The sequence below is a fragment of the Marinibacterium profundimaris genome (assembly GCF_002210095.1).
Classification (GTDB): Bacteria; Pseudomonadota; Alphaproteobacteria; order Rhodobacterales; family Rhodobacteraceae; genus Marinibacterium; species Marinibacterium profundimaris.
Window position 1 is genome coordinate 212,791 of record NZ_AQQR01000001.1, and the last position, 21,976, is coordinate 234,766.

Sequence of the window (21,976 nt, forward strand, 5' to 3'; positions counted from 1 at the left end):
AACCCTACATTGGAGCGGGAAGCGGGCCGCACAAGCCGGCCTGCAAGGCTTATAAGGCCTTGACGCTATTGATGCTTCGGCGTCACCTAGCCAGCACAGGAGGAAGCAGATGCGCGTTGTCACGGTCATTTCGGCCGGCCTGACGGGAGTAATAACGGGATTGTTACCGCCCCTCCCCGCCACGGCGGATGTCCCGGCAGCCTGCGGCGATTCCGAACTGCGCGGCGCCTGCCTGAAAAGCTGCGCGGTTGCCTGCGAGGATCCCGGTTTCCTGCAGGAGAACGTGGGCTACTGCCTCGACAATGCCCTGGTTGGCCGGACGCCCGACATGGCGCCGCTGACCGATGCGCCGCACTGCGCGGCCCATTTCGACACCGCTGCGGCAGAGCCGGACGCCGCGGAATCCGACGCCGCCGACATCCCCGAGGAAACCGATTGCAGCACGCTCGACCGCCTGTCGGAGCGGCGCAAATGCGAGCTTGCGAAGGTCGCCCCGGCCTGCTCGTCCACCGTTTCTCAGCTGGTCGGCGAGGCGCAGCTTCTGGTGCGCGTGATTGACGACGAGGTTTCGCAATACGGCGATCTTCTGACGCGCGACTGGACCGACGTGACCAACCAGGAACTGCTCTGTTCGTTTACCATCGACGAACTGGACGAGAATTACGTCATCGCCACGGAAAACCCGGCGAAACTTCTGTCGATGAAGTCCCGCGCCACCGATATCCAGGCCTGCCAGACGGAATGGGAGGTCTTCGTACGTGACAATGCCGCCACAACGGGTTCGGACCGGTTGGTCGACCAGGTGACGCGCGACGCCGAGGACCGGCTGGACGCGCTGCAGGGCCAGATCGAGACGATCTCGACCTCGGTGGCGACGCTGGAGAACGCGGCCGAGATCATCGTCGGCATCGTCGATCTTCACATTATCTACTGCAACCCTGACGGCCCGACGCCGCCGGACTAAGTCAAGACCACCCTCAAGGAGAACGACCCAAATGCCCAGACGCTTCCTTTCCCGCCTCCTCACCGTGACGGCCCTGGGGCTATGGTCCGGCCTTGCCTCGGCACAGCCCACACCCAGCGAAAAGGCCCGTGTCGCCGAGATGGCCGGCGCGATCAACGAGCTGATGACCTCGCTTGAGCAGCGCGCCGAGGATTACCCGGCCTTCCTCGACCAGCTCGAACAGGGGTTGGTGAGCATCGACGAGGCCGACGCCACGGTGGCCGAGCTGATCGAGAACCTCAGCAACGCGACCGCTCAGATGGAGGACGGATCGGAGTTCGACACCGCCATCGACGATTACAAGACCCAGACGACCGAGCTGATCGCCGAGGCTGAGGCGTCGAACAATTCCATCATCAAGGCCGAGGTGCCGAACCTGCAGGCCGTGCTGGAAGGGCTCGAGGAAGACGACGAAGCCCGCGCCCGCACGGTGATCGAGGCGCGAAACCTGATCCGCACGCTGGAAGAGAACCGCGAGGCGATCGCCTTCTTCATCAAGGCCGACAGCGTGCAGCGCGCCGCCGAGCTGATCCGCGCCAACGTGGTCGATTTCTCCGAGATCATCGACAGCGGCAAGATGGTCGCCTCCAACCTCCTGGACGAAACCTCGCCCTGAGCCCGGAGCACAGAAGATGACCCGACCCGTATCCGAGGCACGGCTGGCGCTGGCCGGGCTGGGCGCGCTGCTGGTGGCATGCGGAGTGCTCTCGCTCGGCCTCGTGCTGGGCTGGTGGCAGGGGCTGCCCGCGGATGAGACGGCGGTGCTGGGCTACCTGCCCGGCCTGCTCGCGCGCAGCCTCGGGTCGGCCTATTCATTCGCGCTGCTGGCCGGGCTTTGTGCAGTGCCGCTGCACGGGCTTTTTACCGCGCTGCGCTATGGCGGCGCGGCGGCGCCAGCCTATGAACGCTTTGCCACCTGGGCGCAGACGCTTTTCACCTCGCTGGGGTTTCTCGGCACGATCATCGGGATTTCGCGGGCCGTGGCTGGCCTCGCCCCCGCCATGGCCGCCGGAGAGCCCGGGGACCTGATCGCGGGCCTGTCCACCGCGTTCGACACGACCTTCCTCGGCCTGACGGCGGCGATCCTGCTGCTGGTCCTGCGCAAGCTTTTCGGGTTGTCAGCCCCATGATGCGGTCGGGCGCCATCGGGATCGCGCTGACCGATCTTTTCGTGTCGGCCAGCGCCGCGCTGATGCTTGTGCTGGCCGTACTGCGCCCCGATCCGCCGGTCACCACGCCGCTGCAGGCCGACATCACCGCCCATTGCACCGAAACCGGCGGACTGCCCGCACTTGAGATCCCCGGCGATCCGCCGATCCTTGTCGAAAGCCCCGCCGACCTCGCCGCCCTGCCCGCCCGCCTCGACCTGCCGCCGCGGATGTTCTACGCGCTGGCGCTGGCCGGCGGGCCGGGCCGGACGGTGCCGGCCAGCTGCCTCGCCTGGGCCTCGGCCGATCTGGTGCGCGCGCTGAACCGTCAGGTCGCCAGCCCCGGCTACGACGGCCCGCCGGCGATCTTCTCCCTCGGTCCGCTGGCGCTTGATCCATGAGAGGCCAGCTGCAGGATCCGATGCCCGAGGAGGACGACACCGCCGCGCTCGACCTCTCCATCGCCTTCTTCAGCGCGGTGCTGATGCTCTTCGCCTTCGTCGCCTTCCAGCTCGCGCGCACCCCGCAGCCCGATCCGCCCGCCACCCTGGCCCAGCCCGACACCGCCCGCCCGGTTCTGCCGCCGACCTGGAGCGCCGTGGCCGAGCGCGGATCCTGGGCGGTCTATGACGGAGAGCGGCTGACGATCCTCGACATGGACGCCATCGCCGCCGGCATGCGCGACGTGCTTGAAGCCTATGACGGCGAGGACGGCTATCAGGCCCTGACCCTGCTCTCCGGCCCTGATCCCCGTGCCTTCGCCCTGCGGCTCAGCTTTCGGCCCGACGCCCTGCCCGCCCCCTGGCGGCGCGAGGTGACGCGGCCCGCGCCCGAGGCGCCCTGCCCCGAGACCAGCCGCCGCCTGCTGCGCACCTATGTCGCCGCCGATGTGGCCGACGTGACGCCGCTGGCCCGCTACCTGGACGCTTGCGGGGCGCAATTCGCCCCGCTGGTGCTGCGAGAGCCGGGCGACAGCGGCCGGGTCAGCGTGCAGATCGGCCTCGGGCCCGGCTCCTACTCGGAGGAGGCGATGTTTCGATGAGGCTGCTGGTGATCCTCCTTCTGCTGCTGCCGGGGCTGGCGCAGGCGCAATGGATGCGCACGGGGCTTGAATTCCACGGCCAACCGCCGCAGCCCGACCCGGTGGTCGACCGCGCCCGGGTCGAGGCGCAGCAGGCGCGCCGCTGCGAGGCCAGCGCGATCCGGTTCGGCGATACCGCCGCCATGCGCGGCGCGGTTGCGCCCCCGGACTGGGACGACCCCACCCGCACCAGCGCCGCCATCGCCGCCATTGCCGACCGGCCGGACACCGCGCTGCAGGCGCTGGACGCGGCGGCGCTGACCGCCACCACGGACGAGGCTGCCACGGTGCTGGAGGCACAGGCTGTTCTGACCGCGCTGCAATTCGGCCAGTCACCGACTGTGCCCACCAATGACCTGTCCGGCCCGCACCTGTCGGACCGGCTGTTCTGGCAGGCCCTGGCCCGGGCGCCCACGGCCACCCCGGGCCAATGGACGGATCAGATCCTGCCCGCGCTCGACGCGGCCTTCGCCGCCGATCCGACCAGCTTCCAGGTCCGCGCCTGGCGCGTCATCGCCTGGCTCGAGGCCCGACCGCCCGCCGCCGGCCAATGCGCGGCCCGGATCGCGGCCTTCTCGGACCGGCTGCTGGACCTGTCGGAGGCCAGCGCCTGCCCGCTGATGCTGGGCCACGTGACCCATGCGATCGACCGTGCCCTGGGTTCGCGGCCCGGAACCGACAGCGACCGCGCCCGCGCCACCTGGCGCCGCTTTGGCGAGGCGCTGCTCGCGCTGGTGGCCGGCGCCCCGGAGGTCGCCGCGCATCGCCGGGCCGAGCTGACGGGCGCGGGAGGCTGCGCCGCGATGATGGGCGCAGAACTGGATGCGCTGGCGCGGGAGGGCGAGCGATGATCACACCCTCGCTTCTGCCGGCCGGGGTTGCCGCTCTGGGTCTTGCGCTGCTCGACGGGCGGATCGCGCCCGCGCTGTGGCTTAGCCTGCGCGTCGGGCTGGGCATCGCGATGTGGCTGGTGCTGTGGCAGGCCGGCGGGGCCTGGATCGCCGCGTCCGGGCGGCTTTCGGGGCTGACCGCCGACGCCGGACATGCGCTTGCGCTGAATGCGGGGCTGGGGCTGATCGCGTCGCTGCCTTGCGTGCTGGCCCTGCGCCTGACGGCACGGGCGGCACCCTTGGGCGGCTTGCATGGGCTGGCCTGGTTCGGCGGGCTGATCCTGCCGCAGCTGGGTCAGGCCGGCGCCTGGCCACCGGCATCGCTGACCCTTGCCGTGGCGGGCGCGGGCCTTGCCATGGGGCTTGGCCGGCTTGCTGGCGGAGGATCCCCGTGATGTTCCGGCTGCGTCAACTCTCCTACCACCATTCCGCGCAAAGCGCCGATGGTCCGGTGCGCGGGATCGAGGTCTCTGACCTGGAGATCCCCGCCACCGGGGTCACCGCCATCATCGGCCCCTCCGGCTCTGGCAAGACCACGCTGCTGTCCGTCCTTGCCGGGTTCCTGCGCCCGGATATCGCCCCGGACGGCGGCGCGCTGGAGTTCGACGGCCAACCGATGACCGCCGAGGGGCACCCGCCCGGACGGGTCGCCTTCGTCTTCCAATCCTCCCTGCTGCTGGGCGCCGCCACCGGGCTGACCAACGCGCTGCAGGGCCATGTCGCCGCCCGCGCCGCCGACCCCGACCGCCGTCTGGATCCGGCCGAGATGCGCCACCTGCTGCGCCGGCTGGGCCTGTCGGACACGGGCAAGAGCCTGATCGCCCGCCGCGCCCGGCAGCTGTCGGGCGGCGAAGCGCAGCGGGTGGCGATCCTGCGCGCGCTGCTGACCGATCCGCAGGCCATCCTCTGCGACGAGCCGACCTCGTCGCTGGACAGTGCCAATGCCGATGCGGCGCTGGGGGCGCTGCGCGACTGGGCCGAACGGCGCCAGCGGCCGGTGGTCTGGGTGACGCACAACCTTCAACAGGCGGCGGCCTATGCCGATCACCACGTCTTTGTCGCCGGGGGCCGCATCGTGCCGGCGCCCGCCGAGGTGACCGAGGCGCTGGCCTCGTCCGACACCGGCCTGCGTCTGGCCGCGCTGCAGGCGATGACCGACGCGCTGAGCCCGCCGCCACGCGCGGCAGAGGACGCTGGCGCGGTTCCTGACACCGCCGAGGATCCCGGCCCCGGCACCTATGCCCACTGGATCGCCGCCGCGCTGTCGGCCGATGGCGCCACGGCCGAGGCGCTGGAACGCGACCGCGCCGCCGGGCTGGCGCCCGCGCGGGAACGCCACTGGCTGGCCGCCCTGTCGCCGGGCCTGCCCGAGCCGCCGCCGCGCATCACCCGGCTGCTGGGCCGCGTGGTCGCCTACAGCCGGCATGCGCTGATGCTGATCCTGCTGGTGCTGATGGCGCAGATCTTCGCCGCCGGCTTCTTCGGCGCGCTGGCCCAACGCTACAGCCGCGAACGGCTGGAGGACCCGTCCGTCGCGCGCATCGTCTTCGAACACGTGGTGGGCAGCAGCAGCCTGAGCGGCCGGGAGCCGGACCCGCTGTATCCCGGCCGCGGCATGACTGCGGTGCTGGAGGCGCTGGAGGGCGCGCTGCGGGCCGAAGGGCTCGACACCTCGCGGGCCTTCGTGTTCGGGCGGCGCACGATCCCAAACTCGGCGCTGCGCTTTCCGGATGCCTCCGACGCCTGTCAGGGCTGGCAGGGGTTCGAAACGGTGGCGCTGGACCGCGCCGATCCTCTGCTGGGACAGACCGTGCTGCGCCCCGAAACGCCGGGGCTGTCGGGTGACATCGGGGCCGTGCTGGCGCCTTCGGCCGATGCCCCGCGCAACGCCCTGCTGGACGGCCGCATCGTGGATCTGCTGCGCGACCGCTGCGGCCTGCCCGAGGGGCCGATCCTGGCCGACTGGGCCGCCGGTCAGGCCGGCACGCTGGAGCCGGTGCGCCTGCGTATCGCCGGCGCCATCGCCGAGCCGCCGCCGCTGTATCCGGTCTCCGCCGACCTGCTGGTCTTCGAAGAGGATTACCAGTTCGCCGCCAACCTCCAGGACGGCGCCGCGCCCGATCCGTTCCGCATCGCCACGGCCTATTTCCCGATCGACGGCTTCGACGCGGCGCGGGGCGCGATCGACGGGCTGGGCTACCGCATCCGCGACGACAGTGCCGCGGCCGTGGAAACGCTGCGCCGGGTCGCGCGCGCGGCGCGCGAGGTGCCGCGCGCGGTGATGATCCTGAACGCGACGGGCTGCGTCGTGGTGCTGATCCTGGTGATCGGCAATATCCTGGAGCTCAACAAGCGCGTCTTCGCGCTGTTCCAGGCGCATGGCTTCCGGCTGCGCGACATTCTCGCGGTCCTGGCGCTGCACCTGGCGCCCGCGCTGGCCTATGCGGTGGTGCTTCTGGGGCTGGCGCTGCTGCTGCTCTGGCCGCTGCTGATCCGGGCGCTGCCCGCCGATCTGGGCAACCTGGCGCTGCTGCGCAACGCCGCCTTCCTTGAAACCCTCGCCATTGCCATACTGGCGATGGCGGCCACAACGCTCGTGGTCGTGACGCTCTGGTGGCACCAGACCCGGGCACGGCTGACCCGCTACCTGCAGGAGTGAGACGCATGAGAGCACATCCGATCCGGACAGGCCCCCGCATCGCCGTCCTGGCGCTGGCGCTGCTGGCCGGCCCCGCACTGGCGCAGGACCCATCCGCCGCAAGTGGCGAGACCAGCCTGCAAGGGCTGGGCGAGCGCGCCGCCCCGACCGCTGCCCAGGACGATGGCCTCGCGGCCTGCATCGCCAACCGCGACCGGCTCGCCCGCTTCACGACCGACCTCTCCGCCCGCCTGGCCGACACACAGGCCGGCTGCGCGGCGCGCGTGACCGAGGAAACCGAACCGCTGACCCGCGCGTTGTCGATCTGCGAGGAAGAGGTCGACCAGCATCAGCGTACCAACATCACCCTCAACGACCGCCTGCTCGCCTGCGAGACCGCGCCCCGCACCGACCCGGACCGCATCGCCGCGCTCGAGGCCGAGGTGGCGCGCCTGACCGAACGGCTGGCCAATGCGGGCCTCGGGGCCGAGCCGGGCTATGGCTATGCCGGGGGCAGCGTCTGGTCCTCCTTCGTGGCCGGGGACGAGCTTGACCGGGTGCAGGGCAGCCTGCCCAGACTGCCGGTGGAGGATTGCCCCGCCGCGCTCGACTGGCTGGCCGCGCAGGACGGCGCCGACCGGGCCGTGCGGACCGAGGTCTGGGTCTGGGACGGCGAGACGCCGCAGATCTGCCGGCGTGGCGCAGATGAAACCCCCGGCCTGGCCCCGGCCCGGCCCCAGGATGAAGCCCACGTGGTGATCTTCAGGTGACAGGAGCCCGAACGACGTGATGCCCAGACCCGCCATTCGCCGGATTCCGATCGGCACCGATGCCCCTGCGCGCCGGATCGCCCGCCTGCCCGTCCTGCTGGTGGCGCTCCTGCTGACGCCGATGGCCGCGCGGGCCCAGCAGGACCTGCCGACCTTCGACTGTGCCGCGCTGCTCTCCGACACCGGGGCCGGAGAGGCCTCGGCCAAGACGCGCCAGCGGCTCAGCGCCGCGCCCCTGCGCTTCACCTGGGACGGAGAGACCACGCGCCCCGACCGCGCGGATCCGATCGTGCTGGTCCCGATGCGATCCGGCATCACCGCGCGGCTGGCCCGGTCCGAACCCGTACCGCTGGACGACGGCGTGATGAGCTGCACGCTGATCGGCATCTCCTTCCGCCCGGCGCTGGACGAGCCCGATCCCTACATGGTCCAGGATCTGCGCGAGGGCCCCCGCCCGGCCGAGCTGCCGCTGCTGCTGGTCGGCCGCCACGACACCGCCGCCGCCGCCGATGCCGCCTTTTCCGCCTGGGTGAACCGGGCCTATCCGATCCCGGTCGCGTTTCCCGAACCGATGCGCAATGCCACCGGCGCCGGCGTGACCGTCATCGGCGATCACCGCGCCTTCCTGCCCACGCCGCTTCTGGGTAACACCGACTGGAACGAGACCAACGTGCTGGCGCTGAACCCCGAACGCGCGCCGCAGGACACGCGGGTCTTCCTGCGCGCCGCCGGGCTGGACCGGGCCGGCGTGATCCTGGCGCTGTGCGGCAGCGCCGACTGCACCGATTTCCGCGCGGCACGGCCCGGCGTGGCGCCGGTGGCCGGGCCCGAGGTCGTCGCCCAGGGCAGTGACCAGCCGGAGGGCGACGATGCGCTCTGGCGCGACGACGACGCCGAGGCTCCGCGGCCGCCCTCCGCCCCCGCGACGAGCCCCCGCCCGGCCGACCGCGCGCTGCCACCCGAGGTCACGCGCGAGATGCCCGCCGGGCCCGACACCGAAACCGCCACGGCAACACCATCCCCGGACACACCGTCCTCGGACACGGCCCAACCGTCGGCACAGGGCGACACGATCGGCACGCAGACCAACCCCGCGCTTCAGGGGGCGGACCCTTCGGAACCGACCCGGCCCGGCGGGCTGCCGCCTCTGAGACTGACCTACCTGGGCACCGACGGGCGCGAAGAGGATCTGCCGCCCGCGCTGTCGGGGCGCTTCGATTGCGTGCTGACCGCGCTCGGGGCCGAGATCTTCACCGAAACGCCCGATTGCCCGGACCGCGCTTTCGAGGCGCTGCGCGACCGCCGCGCCCTGCTGCGCCGGGTGGACGAGGGCCACTGGCAGATCGTCGCCGGGGCCAGGGACCGGCCGCCGCGGGCGGTGATCGTGACCCTGCCGCCCGGCCAGTCCGGCGCCGCCTGCCGGATGGACCTGGATTACGACGGCCCCGACGGCGCGCCCGTGCGCCTGGCGCTGAACCCGGTGGCCGGCGCGACGCCGGCGCAGTTCACCGCGATCCCGGTCATCCCGCTGCCCGTCCGCAACGGCCAGGTCCGGATGCGCCTGTCGGTCTCCGCGGCCGCCGCCTGCGGCGCCCCGGGGCGCGAGATCTCGGTGCCCACCGAAGCGATCCTCTCGCTGGACCTGGCGGGCGAGGCCCGCGTGAACCGCGCCGCGCTGCACGTGGTGGCGATGGATGCCGGCGACCTCGAGGTTGCCCTGGGCCTCGACCCCGCCGGGCGCCTTCGGCTGGGCGCCCAGATCATCGGCGCGGTGGAATCCGCGCAGGCGCGGCTGGCCGCCGGCTGGGGACCCGAGGCGTGGTCGCTGTCCTCCGTGGGTCTTACCCGGCTGGACGAGACCGAGGGGCTGGTGCGCATCCTCGCCCTGCCCTCCGACGCCCTGCGCAGCGGCGCGGACACGCGCTTTGCCGCGATCCCCGCCGCCACCCGGTCGGAGCTGGCCGAGATGCGCCCGCGCGTCACCCCCGAAACCCTGGCCGAGGCGCTGGAGCCAGCGGTGGCCGATGCCGCCGCACGTGGCATCACGCAGCTGTCGCTGACCCTGATCGCGCCGGTCACGCCGCGCACCGCCGTGGCGCTGGCCGATCCCTGCACCGATCAGCGCTTTGCCTCCCTGGCGCGCGACCTTTCCCGGCCCGACGGACCCGAGATCTCGGTCACCGTCTTCCCGCTGGTCCGCCTGCGCCCGGGCGACGCGCCCGATCTCGAAACGCTGCAGCCGCTGTCCTTCGACCCGGACGCGCCCAGCCGCCCGGCGGGGCTGACCCGGTGCCGCGCGGCGCCCGGCGCGCCCACGACCTACCCCTTCTTCATCGAACCCTGGCGGCCCGACGGTGACATCACCGGGCGCTATGCCGCCACCCTGGCCGACCGGCTGGCCCTGCACCTGGCCGACCGGCTGACCGAGGACAAGGCCCGACCATGAAAGCTGTGACCATGCCCTGCCCGACCCGTTTCCGCCGCCCGTTCCACGCGGCCCTCGCCCTCTGTGCCCTGGCGCTCGCGCTGGTGCCGCCGCCGCTGCGCGCGCAGGGGCTGATCGACACCGGCCTGCTGCGGGTCGACGACCTGGCCGATTGCCGCGCGCTGTCGCGGATCTTCGAGGGGCGGGAAAGCGGCGGGCAATGGCTGATCGGGTCCGACATCGAGCTGTTCGGCCTGCCCAACGCCCGCCGCCCCTTCACCCGGCTGAACCAGAGCTTCGAGAGGGTCTCCTGCTATGGACAGGTCGGCGAGGGCGACGGCGGCCGGGTCTTCGTCGCAACCGAGGGGGGCCTGTGCGGCTGGGTCACGCGGCGGGCGCTGCTGGACCTGCACCGCAGTTCGGCCCTGTCTCCGTTCGAACGCCGGCAGGAGGCGATCTGCGAAACGCCCCAGGCGATGACCTTCGCCGACTTCTGCGCCAACCTGCCCTCGCTCACCGCCTCGGCCGAGGCCGCCTGCAAGGGCGTGCCCCAGGGCCTGCGCGCCAAGGGCGTGCTTATGGGCTCCACCGAAACCGCCCTGTCGGAACCCTATCCCTTTCTCACCGCGCCCACCGGCGGGGTCGAACGTGCCGCGCGCATCTTCTTCTCGGTCCTGGAAATCCACGACGTGGCACCCGGCGACAACGGGTCGGTCATGGTGCTGACCGGTGACGGCGAGGGGCAGATGTTCGGCTGGATCGACCTGGAGGCGATGGCGCTCTGGCCCACGCGGCTGGGGCTGTTCTATGATCCGCAGGCGCGCGGCGCGATGTTCCAGCGCCTGCGCGACCTGGTGCGCAACTGGCGCGAGGGGCGGCCCGAGCCCGACATCCTCGCCGGCCTGCCGCCCGCACAGCTTGTCGACTATATCCACGGCGGGCTGCAATTGCTGAGCTATCCGATCATTCGCACGGTCGATCCCTCGCGCGATCCGCTGGCGCCGGATCCGAATGACACCTCGTATCACGAGGTCATCTTCCTCGGGCAGACCGGCACCGGCTCGGCCTCGCAGCTGATGAGCCAGTCCGCGCTGGCCCGGCAGGTGGAGGCGCTGCAGCAGGTCAATGTGATGATCGTGACCGACACGACCGAGAGCATGCGGCCCTACCTGCCACTGATCCGCGACGGCATGGCCGAGTTCATCCGCGACTACGGGCAACGCAGCCTGGATGCCGCCAACCGCATTCCCGACCTGCGGCTGTCGGTGGTGGCCTACAGCGATTTCCTCGATCCCTCGCGCACCGGGCTCGACGATCCGATCCGCACCGAAGAGCTGATGCCGCCCACGCGGATCGGCCCGGGCTTCGATGTCTCCGGCCCGCTGGCGGCGATCACCGCGCATCCGGGCCTAGACGACCCGGTCGGTCTGCGGGATGAGAGCGCGCTGGAGGCGGTGGCCCAGCTGGCGCAGGGCTTCGAGACCGGGCGCGCCTGGTTCGAGGACGGGCCGCGGATCATCCTGCATATCGCCGATCATGGCTCGCGCCCCGGCGTGGCACCGAAATCCGTGCTGGAGCGGCTGGCCGGGCTGAACACCTATTATGTGCCAATCGCGATCCTGACCGACGACCAGGGCGACCCGCAGGCGACGATGTCGCGCGAACGCTTCATGGCGCAGGCGACCGACATGATGGCGCCGCTGGTGCAGGGCACGGCCGGGCCATCGGACGTGGCGCGGATCGATTTCCAGGAGGCCGAGAGCCGTACTCCGGAGGTGGTGCGCGACCAGCTGGAGCTGGTGCTGTCGGAGGTGATCCAGGCGGTGACCTCGCTGCGCGGGCAGATCCTGGGCGACGAGCTGGCGCAGACATCGGCCCGGGCGCAGGACCTGGCAAGCTCACGCGTGATCCTGGACGAAAGGCTGCTGGCCGACCGCGGGCTGGACCCGGATGCGGGAGAGCCGATCGTGCAGGCGGCCACCGGCTTTGCCCCGCTGCAGACGCGGGTGGACGGGCTGAGCCAGCCGGTGGACTGGACCTATACCGTATCGCTCGAACCCGGACAGGCGCGGTTCCTGCGCCAGAACTTCGAGGCGATGTGCGGGCTTGTCGGATCGCCGGAACAGCGCAGCGCCTTCCGGCAGCTGATCGTGCAGCTGGCCGAGGCCTTTTCCGGCGACACCGCGCAAAGCAACGATGACGTGCGCGCGATCCTGTCGGATCTGCGTGCCCTGCCCGGCGCCGACCGCTCGTTCCTGGCGCAACCGCCCGAGGTGCTGCTGTCGCGCGCCGACAGCACGGATCCGGCGATCATCGAAGAGCTGCGGCGCGATGTCTGCTGGATCAGCTACCACCTGGGCAACATGGACGCGCGGATCTACGCGCGCCCCGATCAGCTGCAGTGGACGGGGCGCGAATTCGCGCTGAAACCGGGCGAGGAAGTGATCCGCAGGCTGTATCGCTACAAGCCGGTGGTGGGGGCCGAGACGGTCTACCTGCCTAGCTTCTTCTTCGTGCTGCCCTCGATCGTGGAGGATCAGCCGGAGGCGGACGAGGCCTGCGAATTCTTCTGCAACTGAGCCATGGCGCCCGGGCCGGGGCCCGGGTGGTTCTTCTGCATCGGCAGGGTGTGTCGACGTGCGGGACGCGTGGAGATGGCGACCTGCCCTGCAATTTGTGGAGGCCGTCGCGGCGCGACCATGGCGCCGCGGCAGCGGTCAGCCTTGCCAGCGCACCTGCTGAACGAAGCGCGGGCTGGTGAAGACGAAGTTCTCAAGCTCGCGCGGACCCATGCCGACCCGGAACACCGGCTCATAGGTGTTTCGCGTTTCGACCAGGATCAGCCGTTCGGAATTGGACATGACCGGCAGTTGCGACGCGATATCCATCACGTTGCCATCGGTCAGATCGGTGCCCAGCGGCCATTTCCGCGTGGTCGACCAGTCCACGTAATAGCGATCGTCCGCGTCGCTCCACCGCAGCACGCTGATCCGCATGGCCGTGGGCGATCCTGTGCGGGTCAGGAACTGGAACAGCTCTTGCATTCCGTCGATATAGCCATTGTCCACCACGCCGGTCTCGCGCGAGAGGATGTCGGAGATCGTGTAGGCGGCCTTGAGGTTGATGGAGCTCTGGCGGTAGCCGTCGAAATAGACGTAGAGCGCCATGAAGGCCCAGAAGATAAGGGGCATCATTATGGCGAATTCGACTGTCACGCTGCCCCGGGTCTCGGCCCGGAAGCACCGGACACGGGTCCTGAGCCCTGAAAGCAGGCCCCGGCGACAACGCGTCCCCAGACGATGCAGTCCAGACCGCGCCATCCCACACACTCCTGATATCGAAGGACAAGGCACGTATGTGCAGACGATCGACAAAGCGATCCCGCCTGCGCCAAACCTTCGGCGCGCCCCCGGCAGGCTTATGACCGGTCTGGATCCGGATTTCTCCCCAAAAATGCGATGGTGGCAAAATTAGGCTTAACGCCGGTGGGGACACGCGACGATCCGGACGCGCATGGGGGTATTGTTTCCGCAGCGGCACCGCTGCGCGGCAACGCGTCCACTCAGCGCACGCGAATCGGAAGCCTTAGTTGCCGCCAAAGACGGTTCGATCCCGGGTGCACACCCCCCCGTATCGCCCGACCAAACCATGGCTCTCCACTGCGCCGCAGCGGCGTGAATGCCCCAGCGTCGCGCCTGCCGCCCCGCCCCGTCGCGGTCGCACCGCAAGGACCGGTATCGGAAAAAGGCCCGAGAAGCGGTCCCATGACGACACGCCCTTGCCCAGAATTTGCCGAAATCTCCCGGCTATCTGGCGCCAATCGCACCGGGGCGCCGGCCAGTCGCGCCAGGCAACCCGGGTTGGGAAGGATCTGGTCATGGGTGACAACATGCATCTCTCGGTCGTCGTGCCGTGCTATAACGAGGAGGCGTCGATCCCCCTGCTGGTCGATCGCCTCTGCGCCGTGGTGGCGCCCTGGGGCGACCGGGCGGAGATCATCCTTGTCGATGACGGCTCCTCCGATGGCACCTGGGACGCGATCGAGACCGCCCATGCCGCGGCGCCGCTGGTGCGCGGGCTGCGGCTGTCGGCGAACCGCGGGCACCAGGTGGCGCTGACTGCCGGGCTCGAGGCGGCGAAGGGCGAGCGGATCTTCATGCTGGACGCCGATCTGCAGGACCCGCCCGAGATCTTGCCCGACATGATGCGCATCGCGGACCAGGGCTTTGACGTAATCTATGGCCGCCGCGCCGTGCGCGAGGGCGAGACCGCCTTCAAGAAGCTGACCGCATGGGGCTTTTACCGGTTCCTCAACGCCATGTCCGACGTGCCCATACCAAACGACACCGGCGATTTCCGCCTGGTCAGCCGCCGCGCGCTGGATGCGGTGCTGGCCATGCCCGAGCGCAGCCGCTTCGTGCGCGGCATGTTCGCCTGGGCCGGGTTCCGGCAGGTCGCCCTGGAATACGTGCGCGAGCCCCGCGTCGCGGGCGAGACGAAATACCCCCTGCGCGCGATGCTTCGCTTCGCCACCGATGCGCTGACCGGCTTTTCGATCCGCCCGCTGCGCTTCGCCACGCGGCTGTCGTTTCTCAGCCTCTTCGTGACGCTGCTGATGGCGGTCTACGTGGCGACCTCGCTGGTTATGTTTTCCACCGCGCCCGGCTGGGCCTCGGTCGTGCTGGCGATCTCGTTCTTCTCGGGGGTGCAGCTGCTGACGCTGGGCATCCTCGGCGAATATGTCGGCCGGCTTTACATGGAATCGAAGCAGCGCCCGCTGTACTTCCTGTCGCAGGAAACCCGGCCCTTCGCCCGGACCCAGGGCCCCGGGGCCGCTGCCGGTGTGGCGCGCCCGGCCTTCCGCCGGCAGGCCTGACCGATGGCGCGGGCAGAGATTGCGCGCCTGCTGCGCTTTGCGCTGGTCGGGGGCACGGTGGCGGCCTTCTACGTCGCCCTCTTCGCGCTGCTGCGCGCGCAGGGCATGGCCGAAGGGCCGGCCAACACCATCGCCTTCGCCGCCGCGATCTGCCTTCAATATGTCGGCCAGACGCGCCTGACCTTCCGCCGCCCGCTGGCCGGTCTGGGGCAGATGTCGCGATTTGGCCTGACCGTCGGGCTGGGCTACGCCGTCTCACTGCTGGTGACGGGTGTGATCGGCCCGGCGCTCGGCTGGGCCGACTGGCAAAGCGCGGCCGTGGTGGCCGTGCTTCTGCCGCTGCAGAATTTCACGATCTTCCGGCTCTGGGTCTATACCGGCGCCCCCGCATGACGACCGCATCCGACACCGACACAGAAGACCAACAAGAGAGAGCAGACATGTCCACCGCAGCCGCCACCGCCGCCGTCTCCCCTGCCGCGGGTCACGTCTATTCCAACGCCTTCTACGATTACATCGACCAGGGCGCGCGGCGCTCGGCGCAGGCGATGATCTCGGTCCTGCAGCCCTGGCTGAACAGCCGCAGCGTGCTGGACCTGGGCAGCGGGCGCGGTGTCTGGCTGAAGGAATGGCAGGATGACGGGGTCGAGGACGTGGTGGGTGTCGACGGCGATTATGTCGACCGCTCGCGCCTGGCCATCGCGCCCGAGCGCTTTCACGCCGCCGACCTGACCCGGCCCTTCGACCTTGGCCGCCGGTTCGACCTGGCGCAAAGCCTCGAGGTGGGTGAACATCTGCCGCGGGCCGCCTCGGCCACGCTGGTCGACAGCCTGACGCGCCATGCCGACCGCGTGCTGTTTTCGGCCGCGGTGACCGGCCAGGGCGGGGAATTTCACGTCAACGAACAGCCGCTGTCCTTCTGGCAGGATCTCTTTGCCGAACGCGGCTACTCCGCCTTCGATTGCGCGCGCCCGATGCTGGCGGGAATGGAGGGCGTGGAGCCCTGGTATCGCTACAACACGATCCTTTACGTCAATGCCGCTGGCCGCACCGGCCTGCCCCGCGCCGTTCTTGACACCGAAATCCCCGCCGGCACGCCGGTGCCGCTGGCCGGCAGCCTTGGCTGGCGCATGCGCCGCGGCGTCGTCACGCTGATGCCGCGCAGCATGGTCACCGGCATCGCCAAGACCCGGGCCGCGATCATCGCCCGGCAGGCGCGGCGCGGCCTGGCATGACGAGCATCCCGATGGAGGCCACGGCGCAGCCCCGGCTGGCGCTGCCGTCGCTTGCCTGGCTGATGCTGGGCGTGCTGGCCGCGCTGATGCTGCCCTCTGTCACGATGATGTGGGACCCGCTGGTCCGGCATGACGATTACCCCGCGCTGCTGGGCGTGCCGGAACTTTTCTACGACAAGACCCTGAGCGAGGGCCGCTGGCTGAACTATGCCTGGCACCTGCGTGGTGTGATCACGCCGGCCTGGCTGAACTTCCTGGCCTATAACGCACTTTTCGCCCTCTACCTCGCGGTGATGGCCGACATGGCCATGGGCCCGCGCGGTGGGGCCTGGCGCAAGCTTTTCGTCGCCGCGATCGCCGGGCTTGCGGTGCCGCAGCTGGTGATCTCGCCTTGGTTCAACACGCTGATCCCCGGCATGGCGGTCGTGGCGCTTTATGCCGTGCTCTCGGCCAATCTTGGCAACCGGGCCAGCCGCGCGCTGCTGCCGATCTTCGTGCCCGTCGCGCTGATGGCCTACACCACCTATCCGTTCATGCTGCTGGCGCTGTGCCTGCTGCGGCAGGACGCCCGGCGCTCCTGGGCCGACCTGGCCGGGCTGCTTGGCCTGTTCCTGGTCAGCTTCGCGATTGGCATGCTGGCGATCTACGGGCTCAACAAGGTCGAACATGGTGTCTTCGGCATCGTCATGGCCGATTGGCGCAACCCGAACCCGCTGGATGGCCTGCCCGCGCTGTACGAGAACCTGTCGGTCGTGTGGGCCTACCTGCACGCGATCACGATCAATGCCTCGTTCAGCCACGCCGAACTGTTCCTGGCCCAGGCCGCGCTGTTCTGTGCAGGCGTCTGGATGGTGGCCCGGCGCGACCCGTTCCGCGCGATCTATCCGCTGGCCGGCCTCGTCCTGGGCCTGTCGATGCTGCTGGCGCAGGGCCTGCGCACGGGGATCGAGCTGCCGATGCGGACCAGCGGTTTCGCCTGGGCCTGTTACGCGGTCTTCGTCGGATGGCTGTCGCTGGAACTGCGGGACGCGGGCCGCGCGCGACTTGGCCGCAACCTGCTGTTCGTCGTCGCCGCGCTTTACGTGGCGATGGCGGGGATCGAGCGGCATCTGACGAACGCCTGGCAGACCTACAGCCACGCCCTGGCCGCCGAGATCGGCACCGGGCCCGAGCCTCTCCTGATCACCGGTACCTACCGGTCGCTGCCGCCGGCGCGGAAATCGCAGCTGCAGGGACCGCTTGCGGTGATCTTCCGGCTGGAGCACCTGACCGGCCGCGCCGTCTACCTGTGCGAGGCGGAGCCCGAGCCCTGCGCGGCCCTGCCCGCAAAGCTGCTGGAAGGTCTGGACGACCCGGCGCCCGGCCAGCTGCACGCAATCACGCGGCGCGAGGATGCGGTTGTCGTCAGCTTCCAATCGGAACCGATCATGGATCAGCGCGTCGATACATCGCTGTCGGACATGCCCCGGCCGATCGCCGGCGGATAAGCGGACCGGGCGTGACCGGCGCCCAGCCCATTGCTTGCGGCATGGCCTGCGGTGACATCGTGTCTGCCCCGCGAGCGCCCGGCCGGGCCGGAACGTTGCGCAAGATGCGTGGCTTCATGATCTGAAAACTCATCGCAACGCATGTCTGCGCTGCATGGGATGCACCAAGGTTGCGTACAATCGCCACAGCGCGGTCAGACCTGTCCCGACAAGTGGCCGAGACAGTCCTGGCACCGCGCGCGGTGATCCGGCGCTTCTGATGCATGGTCCCCGCGTCACCGTCGCGCGCGGGGACGTCGGACGGTGCGCCTAGGCCTTCTCCTCCAGCGGCACGTAAAGCGCTCCGCCTTCGCGGAACTTCTCGGCCATCCTGTCCATCCCCTCCTTCTGCGCCTCGGCGCGGATGTCGTGGGAAATCCGCATCGAACAGAACTTGGGCCCGCACATCGAACAGAAATGCGCGACCTTGTGCGCCTCTTTCGGCAGGGTCTCGTCATGCATGGACCGCGCGGTTTCTGGATCGAGAGAGAGGTTGAACTGGTCCTCCCAGCGGAACTCGAACCGCGCGCGTGACAGGGCGTCGTCGCGGGCCTGCGCCGCCGGATGCCCCTTGGCCAGGTCCGCCGCATGGGCCGCGATCTTGTAGGTGATGACGCCGGTCTTGACGTCATCGCGGTCAGGCAGGCCAAGGTGTTCCTTGGGCGTCACGTAACACAGCATCGCGGTGCCGAACCAGCCGATCATCGCTGCGCCGATCCCGCTGGTGATATGGTCATAGCCCGGCGCGATATCGGTCGTGAGGGGCCCGAGCGTGTAGAACGGCGCCTCGCCGCAGACCTCAAGCTGCTTGTCCATGTTGGCCTTGATCTTGTGCATCGGCACATGGCCCGGCCCTTCGATCATGACCTGACAATCCTTTTCCCAGGCGACCTGCGTCAGCTCGCCCAGCGTCTCAAGCTCGGCAAACTGCGCCTCGTCATTGGCATCGGCAATGGAGCCCGGCCGCAGTCCGTCGCCCAGAGAGAACGACACGTCATAGACGCGCGCGATGTCGCAGATCTCGTCGAAATGCTCGTAAAGGAAGCTCTCGCGGTGATGGTGCAGGCACCACTTGGCCATGATCGACCCGCCGCGCGACACGATCCCCGTGACCCGGTCCACCGTCATCGGGATCATGTGCAGCCGCACCCCTGCGTGGATGGTGAAGTAATCCACCCCCTGCTCGGCCTGTTCGATCAGCGTGTCGCGGAAGACCTCCCAGTTCAGGTCCTCGGCAACGCCGCCGACCTTTTCCAGCGCCTGATACAGCGGAACGGTGCCGATGGGCACGGGGCTGTTGCGCAGGATCCAGTCGCGGATGTTGTGGATGTTGCGCCCCGTGGACAGGTCCATGACCGTATCGGCGCCCCAACGGGTCGCCCACACCATCTTTTCCACTTCTTCCGCCATCGAGGAGGTCACGGCCGAGTTGCCGATATTGGCGTTGATCTTCACCAGAAAGTTGCGCCCGATCGCCATGGGCTCGGCCTCGGGATGGTTGATGTTCGCGGGAATGATCGCGCGGCCCTTCGCAATCTCGTCGCGGACGAATTCGGGCGTGATGACATCCGGGATTTCGGCGCCAAAGCTTTCTCCGTCCCGCGTCAACGCCTCGGCCTGCGCCTTGCGGCCCAGGTTCTCGCGGATGGCGACGAATTCCATCTCGGGCGTGACGATCCCGGCGCGGGCATAGGCCATCTGGGTCACGGCCCGGCCTTGCGTGGCGCGGCGCGGCGCATTGCGGACGGGGAAGTCCGGCACCAGCCGCGCCCCTTCGGCAAAGCCGTTGTCGGCGGGGGTCGTGTCGCGCCCCTGGTAGGCTTCGGTGTCACCTCGGGCCGTGATCCACCCCTCGCGGAGGCGCGGCAGGCCGCGGTCGATGGCGATCTCGGCGTCGGGGTCCGTGTAGGGCCCGGAACTGTCGTAGACGGTGACGGGCGGCTCGCCGGCCGTGGGGTGCAGGTCGATCTCACGCATGGGTACGCGGATCTCGGGATGGCGGTCGCCCGCGTGCCAGACGCGGCGCGAGGCGGGCAGCGGGCCCGTGGTGACGTTCGGGGTCAGGTCTTTCATCGGTCGGAGCCTCCATAGCTCTAAGCGTTGGAGACCCAGTTCCGCGTCGAATGGGATTGCCGGTGTGGTTCTCGCCCCCACGTGCGTCACGTGATCGGGGCCCGCGCGGCCAGTGCACCATCCCTACGCCAGTGTGAACTGGATCAGGTTCATCGGGTCACTGCGCTGCACTGGTGCCAGCAGTATCTCAGCCTCTTGTCGAGACCCCCCGGGTGAGTGGCGTCAGGCTGCGCGGGAAAGGGAGAGTTGTCAACATGCAAGATCCGCCGGTCTACCCGAACGTCCAAACCGCCAGTTCAGGTTCATCCGTTCTTCCGAAGCCTTCATTCTTTATCAAGCTTCGGACGCGACGGGATCCACGAGCAGGACATGATCCCGGCGCACTCTGGAGGCGCAGGCAGACAGCCCGTAGGCTTGGCGTTGGTCCGGTCACGACGAGGGATGACCCTGCGAGGACCCTTGCGGCGCGATCGCCGGGGCATGGCGGGACAGTTCACGACCAGGCGGGCAAGCATCAGGGCAGGCCCGGACACACCGGGTCTTGACCTCTGGCTATGGATTGATTTTGCGTTGAAGATCAGTGAGGTGCGGGTGAAGGGACTTAAACCCCCACGCCTTGCGGCGCCAGAACCTAAAATTCACGAAAGCGCTTTAATCTCAACAAGATGGAAGAATGATTTCGCAAGACATACGGTGAACATGCCGTGAATCTGCTAAACCACCGACGATCCCTTGAAGACGCCCGGTTCCGTTGAATACGCCGGGCTTTTGGAGAAACCTGAACAGAACGCCCCCACCCATTTTTCAATGACCTGCGAGGTCAGTTGTTCAGGCTTTCAAAGCCGACCTGCAGCTTGGTGTTCATGCCGTCCTTGGTTCGGCCAATCAGGCGTGCACACTCTCTTGGAAAGGACCTGGCGGAATTCAAGCAACGCGTCGCACCTGCCAATCGGATTGGTTTGGCTCAGGGCGAAGACGTCTTGGAACTCAGTGAGCCGGCCCGTCATTCGGCGCTGGCCTGTACCGCGCTCCGGGCCAGCGCAGCAACCAGATCCGTCCGAGTGACAATGCCAACGATCTTCCCGTATTCGAGCACCGGAACCGCGTCGGTATCTCCCTCGGCCATCATTGGCAGCAAGGCCCCGATCGGGGTGTCGGCGGTGGCTCGGGGGCCGGCGACGCTCATGATATCGGCGGCCGACACCGGTCTGTCCCGGTCCCGGTCCACCAACCGGCGGAATGCGGCGCCAAAGCCGCGGTCGAGGCGCAGGGCATCATCGCGCGCCTGGCTGATAAGGTGCATCTGGAAGATCACGCCAAGGAAGGTCTGATCTGCCCCGACAACCGGCAGCGATGTGAAACGATGGTGCCGGAACAGATCTGCGATCTCGCCAAGCGGGGTTTCAAGGGTGACCGTGACGAGGCCGCGCGACATGATATCCTGCGCGGTCAACGGACCCGAAGACTGAGCCGCAACCTGAAGCTCGGCCGCTCCGATCAGCCGGGCCAGATCCTCGACACCGAGGTTGAACGACTGGCGATAGCGTTCGAGGAGCCCGGTCAGATCCTCTTCGGAAAGGCCGAGGCGCTCGATCGGATTGCGATCTCTTGTCCCGTGGCTGCTCGGAGTGTCGAACTGCCGAAACGGGTAGTGGCGCCCTGTCAGCCGCGCATATCCTGTTGCCAGGACGACCAGCGCTACTGTCCCGACCGCGATGGGCGTCAGGGCGAACCAGAACCCCAGATGCGCGATCGCGTCGGGGGACATGGCCGCGGTCATGGCCACGGCCCCGGCGGGCGGATGGATCGCGCGGCACAGGATGGTCGCCGTGATGGCAAGCCCTACGGCAAGGGCGATGCGCAAGGCGGGGTCCGTCACGACAAGGCAGGCCGCCACCCCGACCAGGGCCGCGACGGTATTGCCGACAATCGCCGACCAAGGCTGTGCCAGAGGGCTGTTCGGAACGGCGAAGAGCAGAACCGAGGAGGCGCCGAAGGGGGCCACGAGGTAGAGACCGAGATCCAGGTCCACGGCGGGTGACAAGAGGAACAATCCGGTCAGCGCCAATCCGACCAGGGCGCCAAGCCCCGCGCGCAGCGCTTCCCAGGCTGGAACGCGGGCCACCGCCGGGCCAAGTGATCTCAGAATGTACAATGCGATGCCCCAACAGAAGAGTTTGCCGAAATTTTCATCGGTTTGAAGAGAGGTCAAGCCGCAGAGCACATGAAGAAACCATCAGCCATTGTCAGACCCATTTCGATAGTGAGCGGGCGTAGCACAGCCGTCTGAATAGCCCCGTGTATCGTGGAC

18 protein-coding genes and 1 riboswitch are annotated in these 21,976 nt (G+C 69.1%); of the genes, 15 read left to right on the plus strand and 3 right to left on the minus strand.

The genetic code is table 11. From position 1 onward, the window contains the following. The first annotated feature begins 109 nt into the window (after positions 1-109). From ATO3_RS01040 to ATO3_RS01090, 11 genes are read left to right on the plus strand one after another with little or no spacing between them, the layout of a single operon-like run. Positions 110-964: a hypothetical protein gene (locus tag ATO3_RS01040; protein WP_143747199.1), complete on the plus strand. Its 855-nt coding sequence runs from the start codon at positions 110-112 to the stop codon at positions 962-964. A 31-nt stretch (positions 965-995) separates the two neighbouring features. Further along, the gene (locus tag ATO3_RS01045; protein ID WP_088647943.1) at positions 996-1,619 is read left to right on the plus strand and encodes a hypothetical protein; all 624 of its coding nucleotides are present in this window, start codon (positions 996-998) and stop codon (positions 1,617-1,619) included. A 16-nt stretch (positions 1,620-1,635) separates the two neighbouring features. Beyond that, positions 1,636-2,133: a MotA/TolQ/ExbB proton channel family protein gene (locus tag ATO3_RS01050; protein WP_088647944.1), complete on the plus strand. Its 498-nt coding sequence runs from the start codon at positions 1,636-1,638 to the stop codon at positions 2,131-2,133. Further along, positions 2,130-2,552 (plus strand): hypothetical protein, encoded by a 423-nt coding sequence (locus tag ATO3_RS01055; RefSeq protein WP_088647945.1) that lies wholly within the window; start codon positions 2,130-2,132, stop codon positions 2,550-2,552. Before ATO3_RS01050 ends, ATO3_RS01055 begins: the two co-directional genes overlap by 4 nt. Then, positions 2,549-3,193 carry a hypothetical protein gene (locus ATO3_RS01060; protein WP_143747200.1) on the plus strand — a complete coding sequence of 215 codons (645 nt, stop codon included), beginning with the start codon at positions 2,549-2,551 and terminating at the stop codon, positions 3,191-3,193. The genes ATO3_RS01055 and ATO3_RS01060 overlap by 4 nt, the downstream gene beginning before the upstream one ends. Continuing rightward, positions 3,190-4,083, plus strand: coding sequence for a hypothetical protein (locus ATO3_RS01065; RefSeq protein WP_088647947.1), 894 nt, complete (start codon positions 3,190-3,192; stop codon positions 4,081-4,083). Before ATO3_RS01060 ends, ATO3_RS01065 begins: the two co-directional genes overlap by 4 nt. Beyond that, the gene (locus ATO3_RS01070; RefSeq protein WP_088647948.1) at positions 4,080-4,517 is read left to right on the plus strand and encodes a hypothetical protein; all 438 of its coding nucleotides are present in this window, start codon (positions 4,080-4,082) and stop codon (positions 4,515-4,517) included. The genes ATO3_RS01065 and ATO3_RS01070 overlap by 4 nt, the downstream gene beginning before the upstream one ends. Further along, on the plus strand, positions 4,517-6,781 hold the full coding sequence (locus ATO3_RS01075) for an ABC transporter ATP-binding protein (protein ID WP_088647949.1): 2,265 nt from the start codon (positions 4,517-4,519) through the stop codon (positions 6,779-6,781). Before ATO3_RS01070 ends, ATO3_RS01075 begins: the two co-directional genes overlap by 1 nt. A gap of 5 nt (positions 6,782-6,786) precedes the next feature. After that, positions 6,787-7,530 carry a hypothetical protein gene (locus tag ATO3_RS01080; protein ID WP_088647950.1) on the plus strand — a complete coding sequence of 248 codons (744 nt, stop codon included), beginning with the start codon at positions 6,787-6,789 and terminating at the stop codon, positions 7,528-7,530. A gap of 16 nt (positions 7,531-7,546) precedes the next feature. Further along, positions 7,547-9,976, plus strand: a complete 2,430-nt coding sequence (locus ATO3_RS01085; RefSeq protein WP_143747201.1) for a hypothetical protein — start codon at positions 7,547-7,549, stop codon at positions 9,974-9,976. Then, positions 9,973-12,534 (plus strand): hypothetical protein, encoded by a 2,562-nt coding sequence (locus tag ATO3_RS01090; RefSeq protein WP_088647952.1) that lies wholly within the window; start codon positions 9,973-9,975, stop codon positions 12,532-12,534. The genes ATO3_RS01085 and ATO3_RS01090 overlap by 4 nt, the downstream gene beginning before the upstream one ends. A 138-nt stretch (positions 12,535-12,672) precedes the next feature. Here ATO3_RS01090 and ATO3_RS01095 read toward each other — a convergent pair whose 3' ends face one another. Then, on the minus strand, positions 12,673-13,149 hold the full coding sequence (locus tag ATO3_RS01095; protein ID WP_233151989.1) for a pilus assembly protein: 477 nt from the start codon (positions 13,147-13,149) through the stop codon (positions 12,673-12,675). A 695-nt stretch (positions 13,150-13,844) separates the two neighbouring features. On the opposite strand from ATO3_RS01095, the gene ATO3_RS01100 reads away from it, so the two are divergent. The 4 genes from ATO3_RS01100 to ATO3_RS01115 are packed head-to-tail and all read left to right on the plus strand — an operon-like array spanning position 13,845 to position 17,553. Continuing rightward, positions 13,845-14,831: a glycosyltransferase family 2 protein gene (locus tag ATO3_RS01100; RefSeq protein ID WP_088648680.1), complete on the plus strand. Its 987-nt coding sequence runs from the start codon at positions 13,845-13,847 to the stop codon at positions 14,829-14,831. 3 nt (positions 14,832-14,834) lie between these two features. Next, positions 14,835-15,224, plus strand: coding sequence for a GtrA family protein (locus ATO3_RS01105; protein WP_088647953.1), 390 nt, complete (start codon positions 14,835-14,837; stop codon positions 15,222-15,224). Positions 15,225-15,271: 47 nt separating this feature from the next. Beyond that, positions 15,272-16,066 carry a class I SAM-dependent methyltransferase gene (locus tag ATO3_RS01110; RefSeq protein ID WP_088647954.1) on the plus strand — a complete coding sequence of 265 codons (795 nt, stop codon included), beginning with the start codon at positions 15,272-15,274 and terminating at the stop codon, positions 16,064-16,066. After that, complete coding sequence (locus tag ATO3_RS01115; RefSeq protein WP_143747202.1) at positions 16,063-17,553, plus strand: hypothetical protein; 1,491 nt, start codon at positions 16,063-16,065, stop codon at positions 17,551-17,553. The genes ATO3_RS01110 and ATO3_RS01115 overlap by 4 nt, the downstream gene beginning before the upstream one ends. 309 nt (positions 17,554-17,862) lie before the next feature. Here ATO3_RS01115 and thiC read toward each other — a convergent pair whose 3' ends face one another. Beyond that, positions 17,863-19,665, minus strand: a complete 1,803-nt coding sequence (gene thiC, locus ATO3_RS01120) for a phosphomethylpyrimidine synthase ThiC (RefSeq protein ID WP_088647956.1) — start codon at positions 19,663-19,665, stop codon at positions 17,863-17,865. Positions 19,666-19,767: 102 nt separating this feature from the next. Beyond that, positions 19,768-19,886, minus strand: a riboswitch (TPP riboswitch). A 782-nt stretch (positions 19,887-20,668) separates the two neighbouring features. Continuing rightward, complete coding sequence (locus ATO3_RS01125; RefSeq protein WP_088647957.1) at positions 20,669-21,820, minus strand: HPP family protein; 1,152 nt, start codon at positions 21,818-21,820, stop codon at positions 20,669-20,671. Positions 21,821-21,976: the final 156 nt, after the last annotated feature.

Excerpts from the sequence above, each read along its gene's own strand:
- ATO3_RS01040 (WP_143747199.1), top strand. The coding sequence starts at position 110 with ATGCGCGTTGTCACGGTCATTTCGGCCGGCCTGACGGGAGTAATAACG.
- ATO3_RS01045 (WP_088647943.1), top strand. The coding sequence starts at position 996 with ATGCCCAGACGCTTCCTTTCCCGCCTCCTCACCGTGACGGCCCTGGGG.
- ATO3_RS01050 (WP_088647944.1), top strand. The coding sequence starts at position 1,636 with ATGACCCGACCCGTATCCGAGGCACGGCTGGCGCTGGCCGGGCTGGGC.
- ATO3_RS01055 (WP_088647945.1), top strand. The coding sequence starts at position 2,130 with ATGATGCGGTCGGGCGCCATCGGGATCGCGCTGACCGATCTTTTCGTG.
- ATO3_RS01060 (WP_143747200.1), top strand. The coding sequence starts at position 2,549 with ATGAGAGGCCAGCTGCAGGATCCGATGCCCGAGGAGGACGACACCGCC.
- ATO3_RS01065 (WP_088647947.1), top strand. The coding sequence starts at position 3,190 with ATGAGGCTGCTGGTGATCCTCCTTCTGCTGCTGCCGGGGCTGGCGCAG.
- ATO3_RS01070 (WP_088647948.1), top strand. The coding sequence starts at position 4,080 with ATGATCACACCCTCGCTTCTGCCGGCCGGGGTTGCCGCTCTGGGTCTT.
- ATO3_RS01075 (WP_088647949.1), top strand. The coding sequence starts at position 4,517 with ATGTTCCGGCTGCGTCAACTCTCCTACCACCATTCCGCGCAAAGCGCC.
- ATO3_RS01080 (WP_088647950.1), top strand. The coding sequence starts at position 6,787 with ATGAGAGCACATCCGATCCGGACAGGCCCCCGCATCGCCGTCCTGGCG.
- ATO3_RS01090 (WP_088647952.1), top strand. The coding sequence starts at position 9,973 with ATGAAAGCTGTGACCATGCCCTGCCCGACCCGTTTCCGCCGCCCGTTC.
- ATO3_RS01095 (WP_233151989.1), bottom strand. The coding sequence starts at position 13,149 with ATGATGCCCCTTATCTTCTGGGCCTTCATGGCGCTCTACGTCTATTTC.
- ATO3_RS01100 (WP_088648680.1), top strand. The coding sequence starts at position 13,845 with ATGCATCTCTCGGTCGTCGTGCCGTGCTATAACGAGGAGGCGTCGATC.
- ATO3_RS01105 (WP_088647953.1), top strand. The coding sequence starts at position 14,835 with ATGGCGCGGGCAGAGATTGCGCGCCTGCTGCGCTTTGCGCTGGTCGGG.
- ATO3_RS01110 (WP_088647954.1), top strand. The coding sequence starts at position 15,272 with ATGTCCACCGCAGCCGCCACCGCCGCCGTCTCCCCTGCCGCGGGTCAC.
- ATO3_RS01115 (WP_143747202.1), top strand. The coding sequence starts at position 16,063 with ATGACGAGCATCCCGATGGAGGCCACGGCGCAGCCCCGGCTGGCGCTG.
- thiC (WP_088647956.1), bottom strand. The coding sequence starts at position 19,665 with ATGAAAGACCTGACCCCGAACGTCACCACGGGCCCGCTGCCCGCCTCG.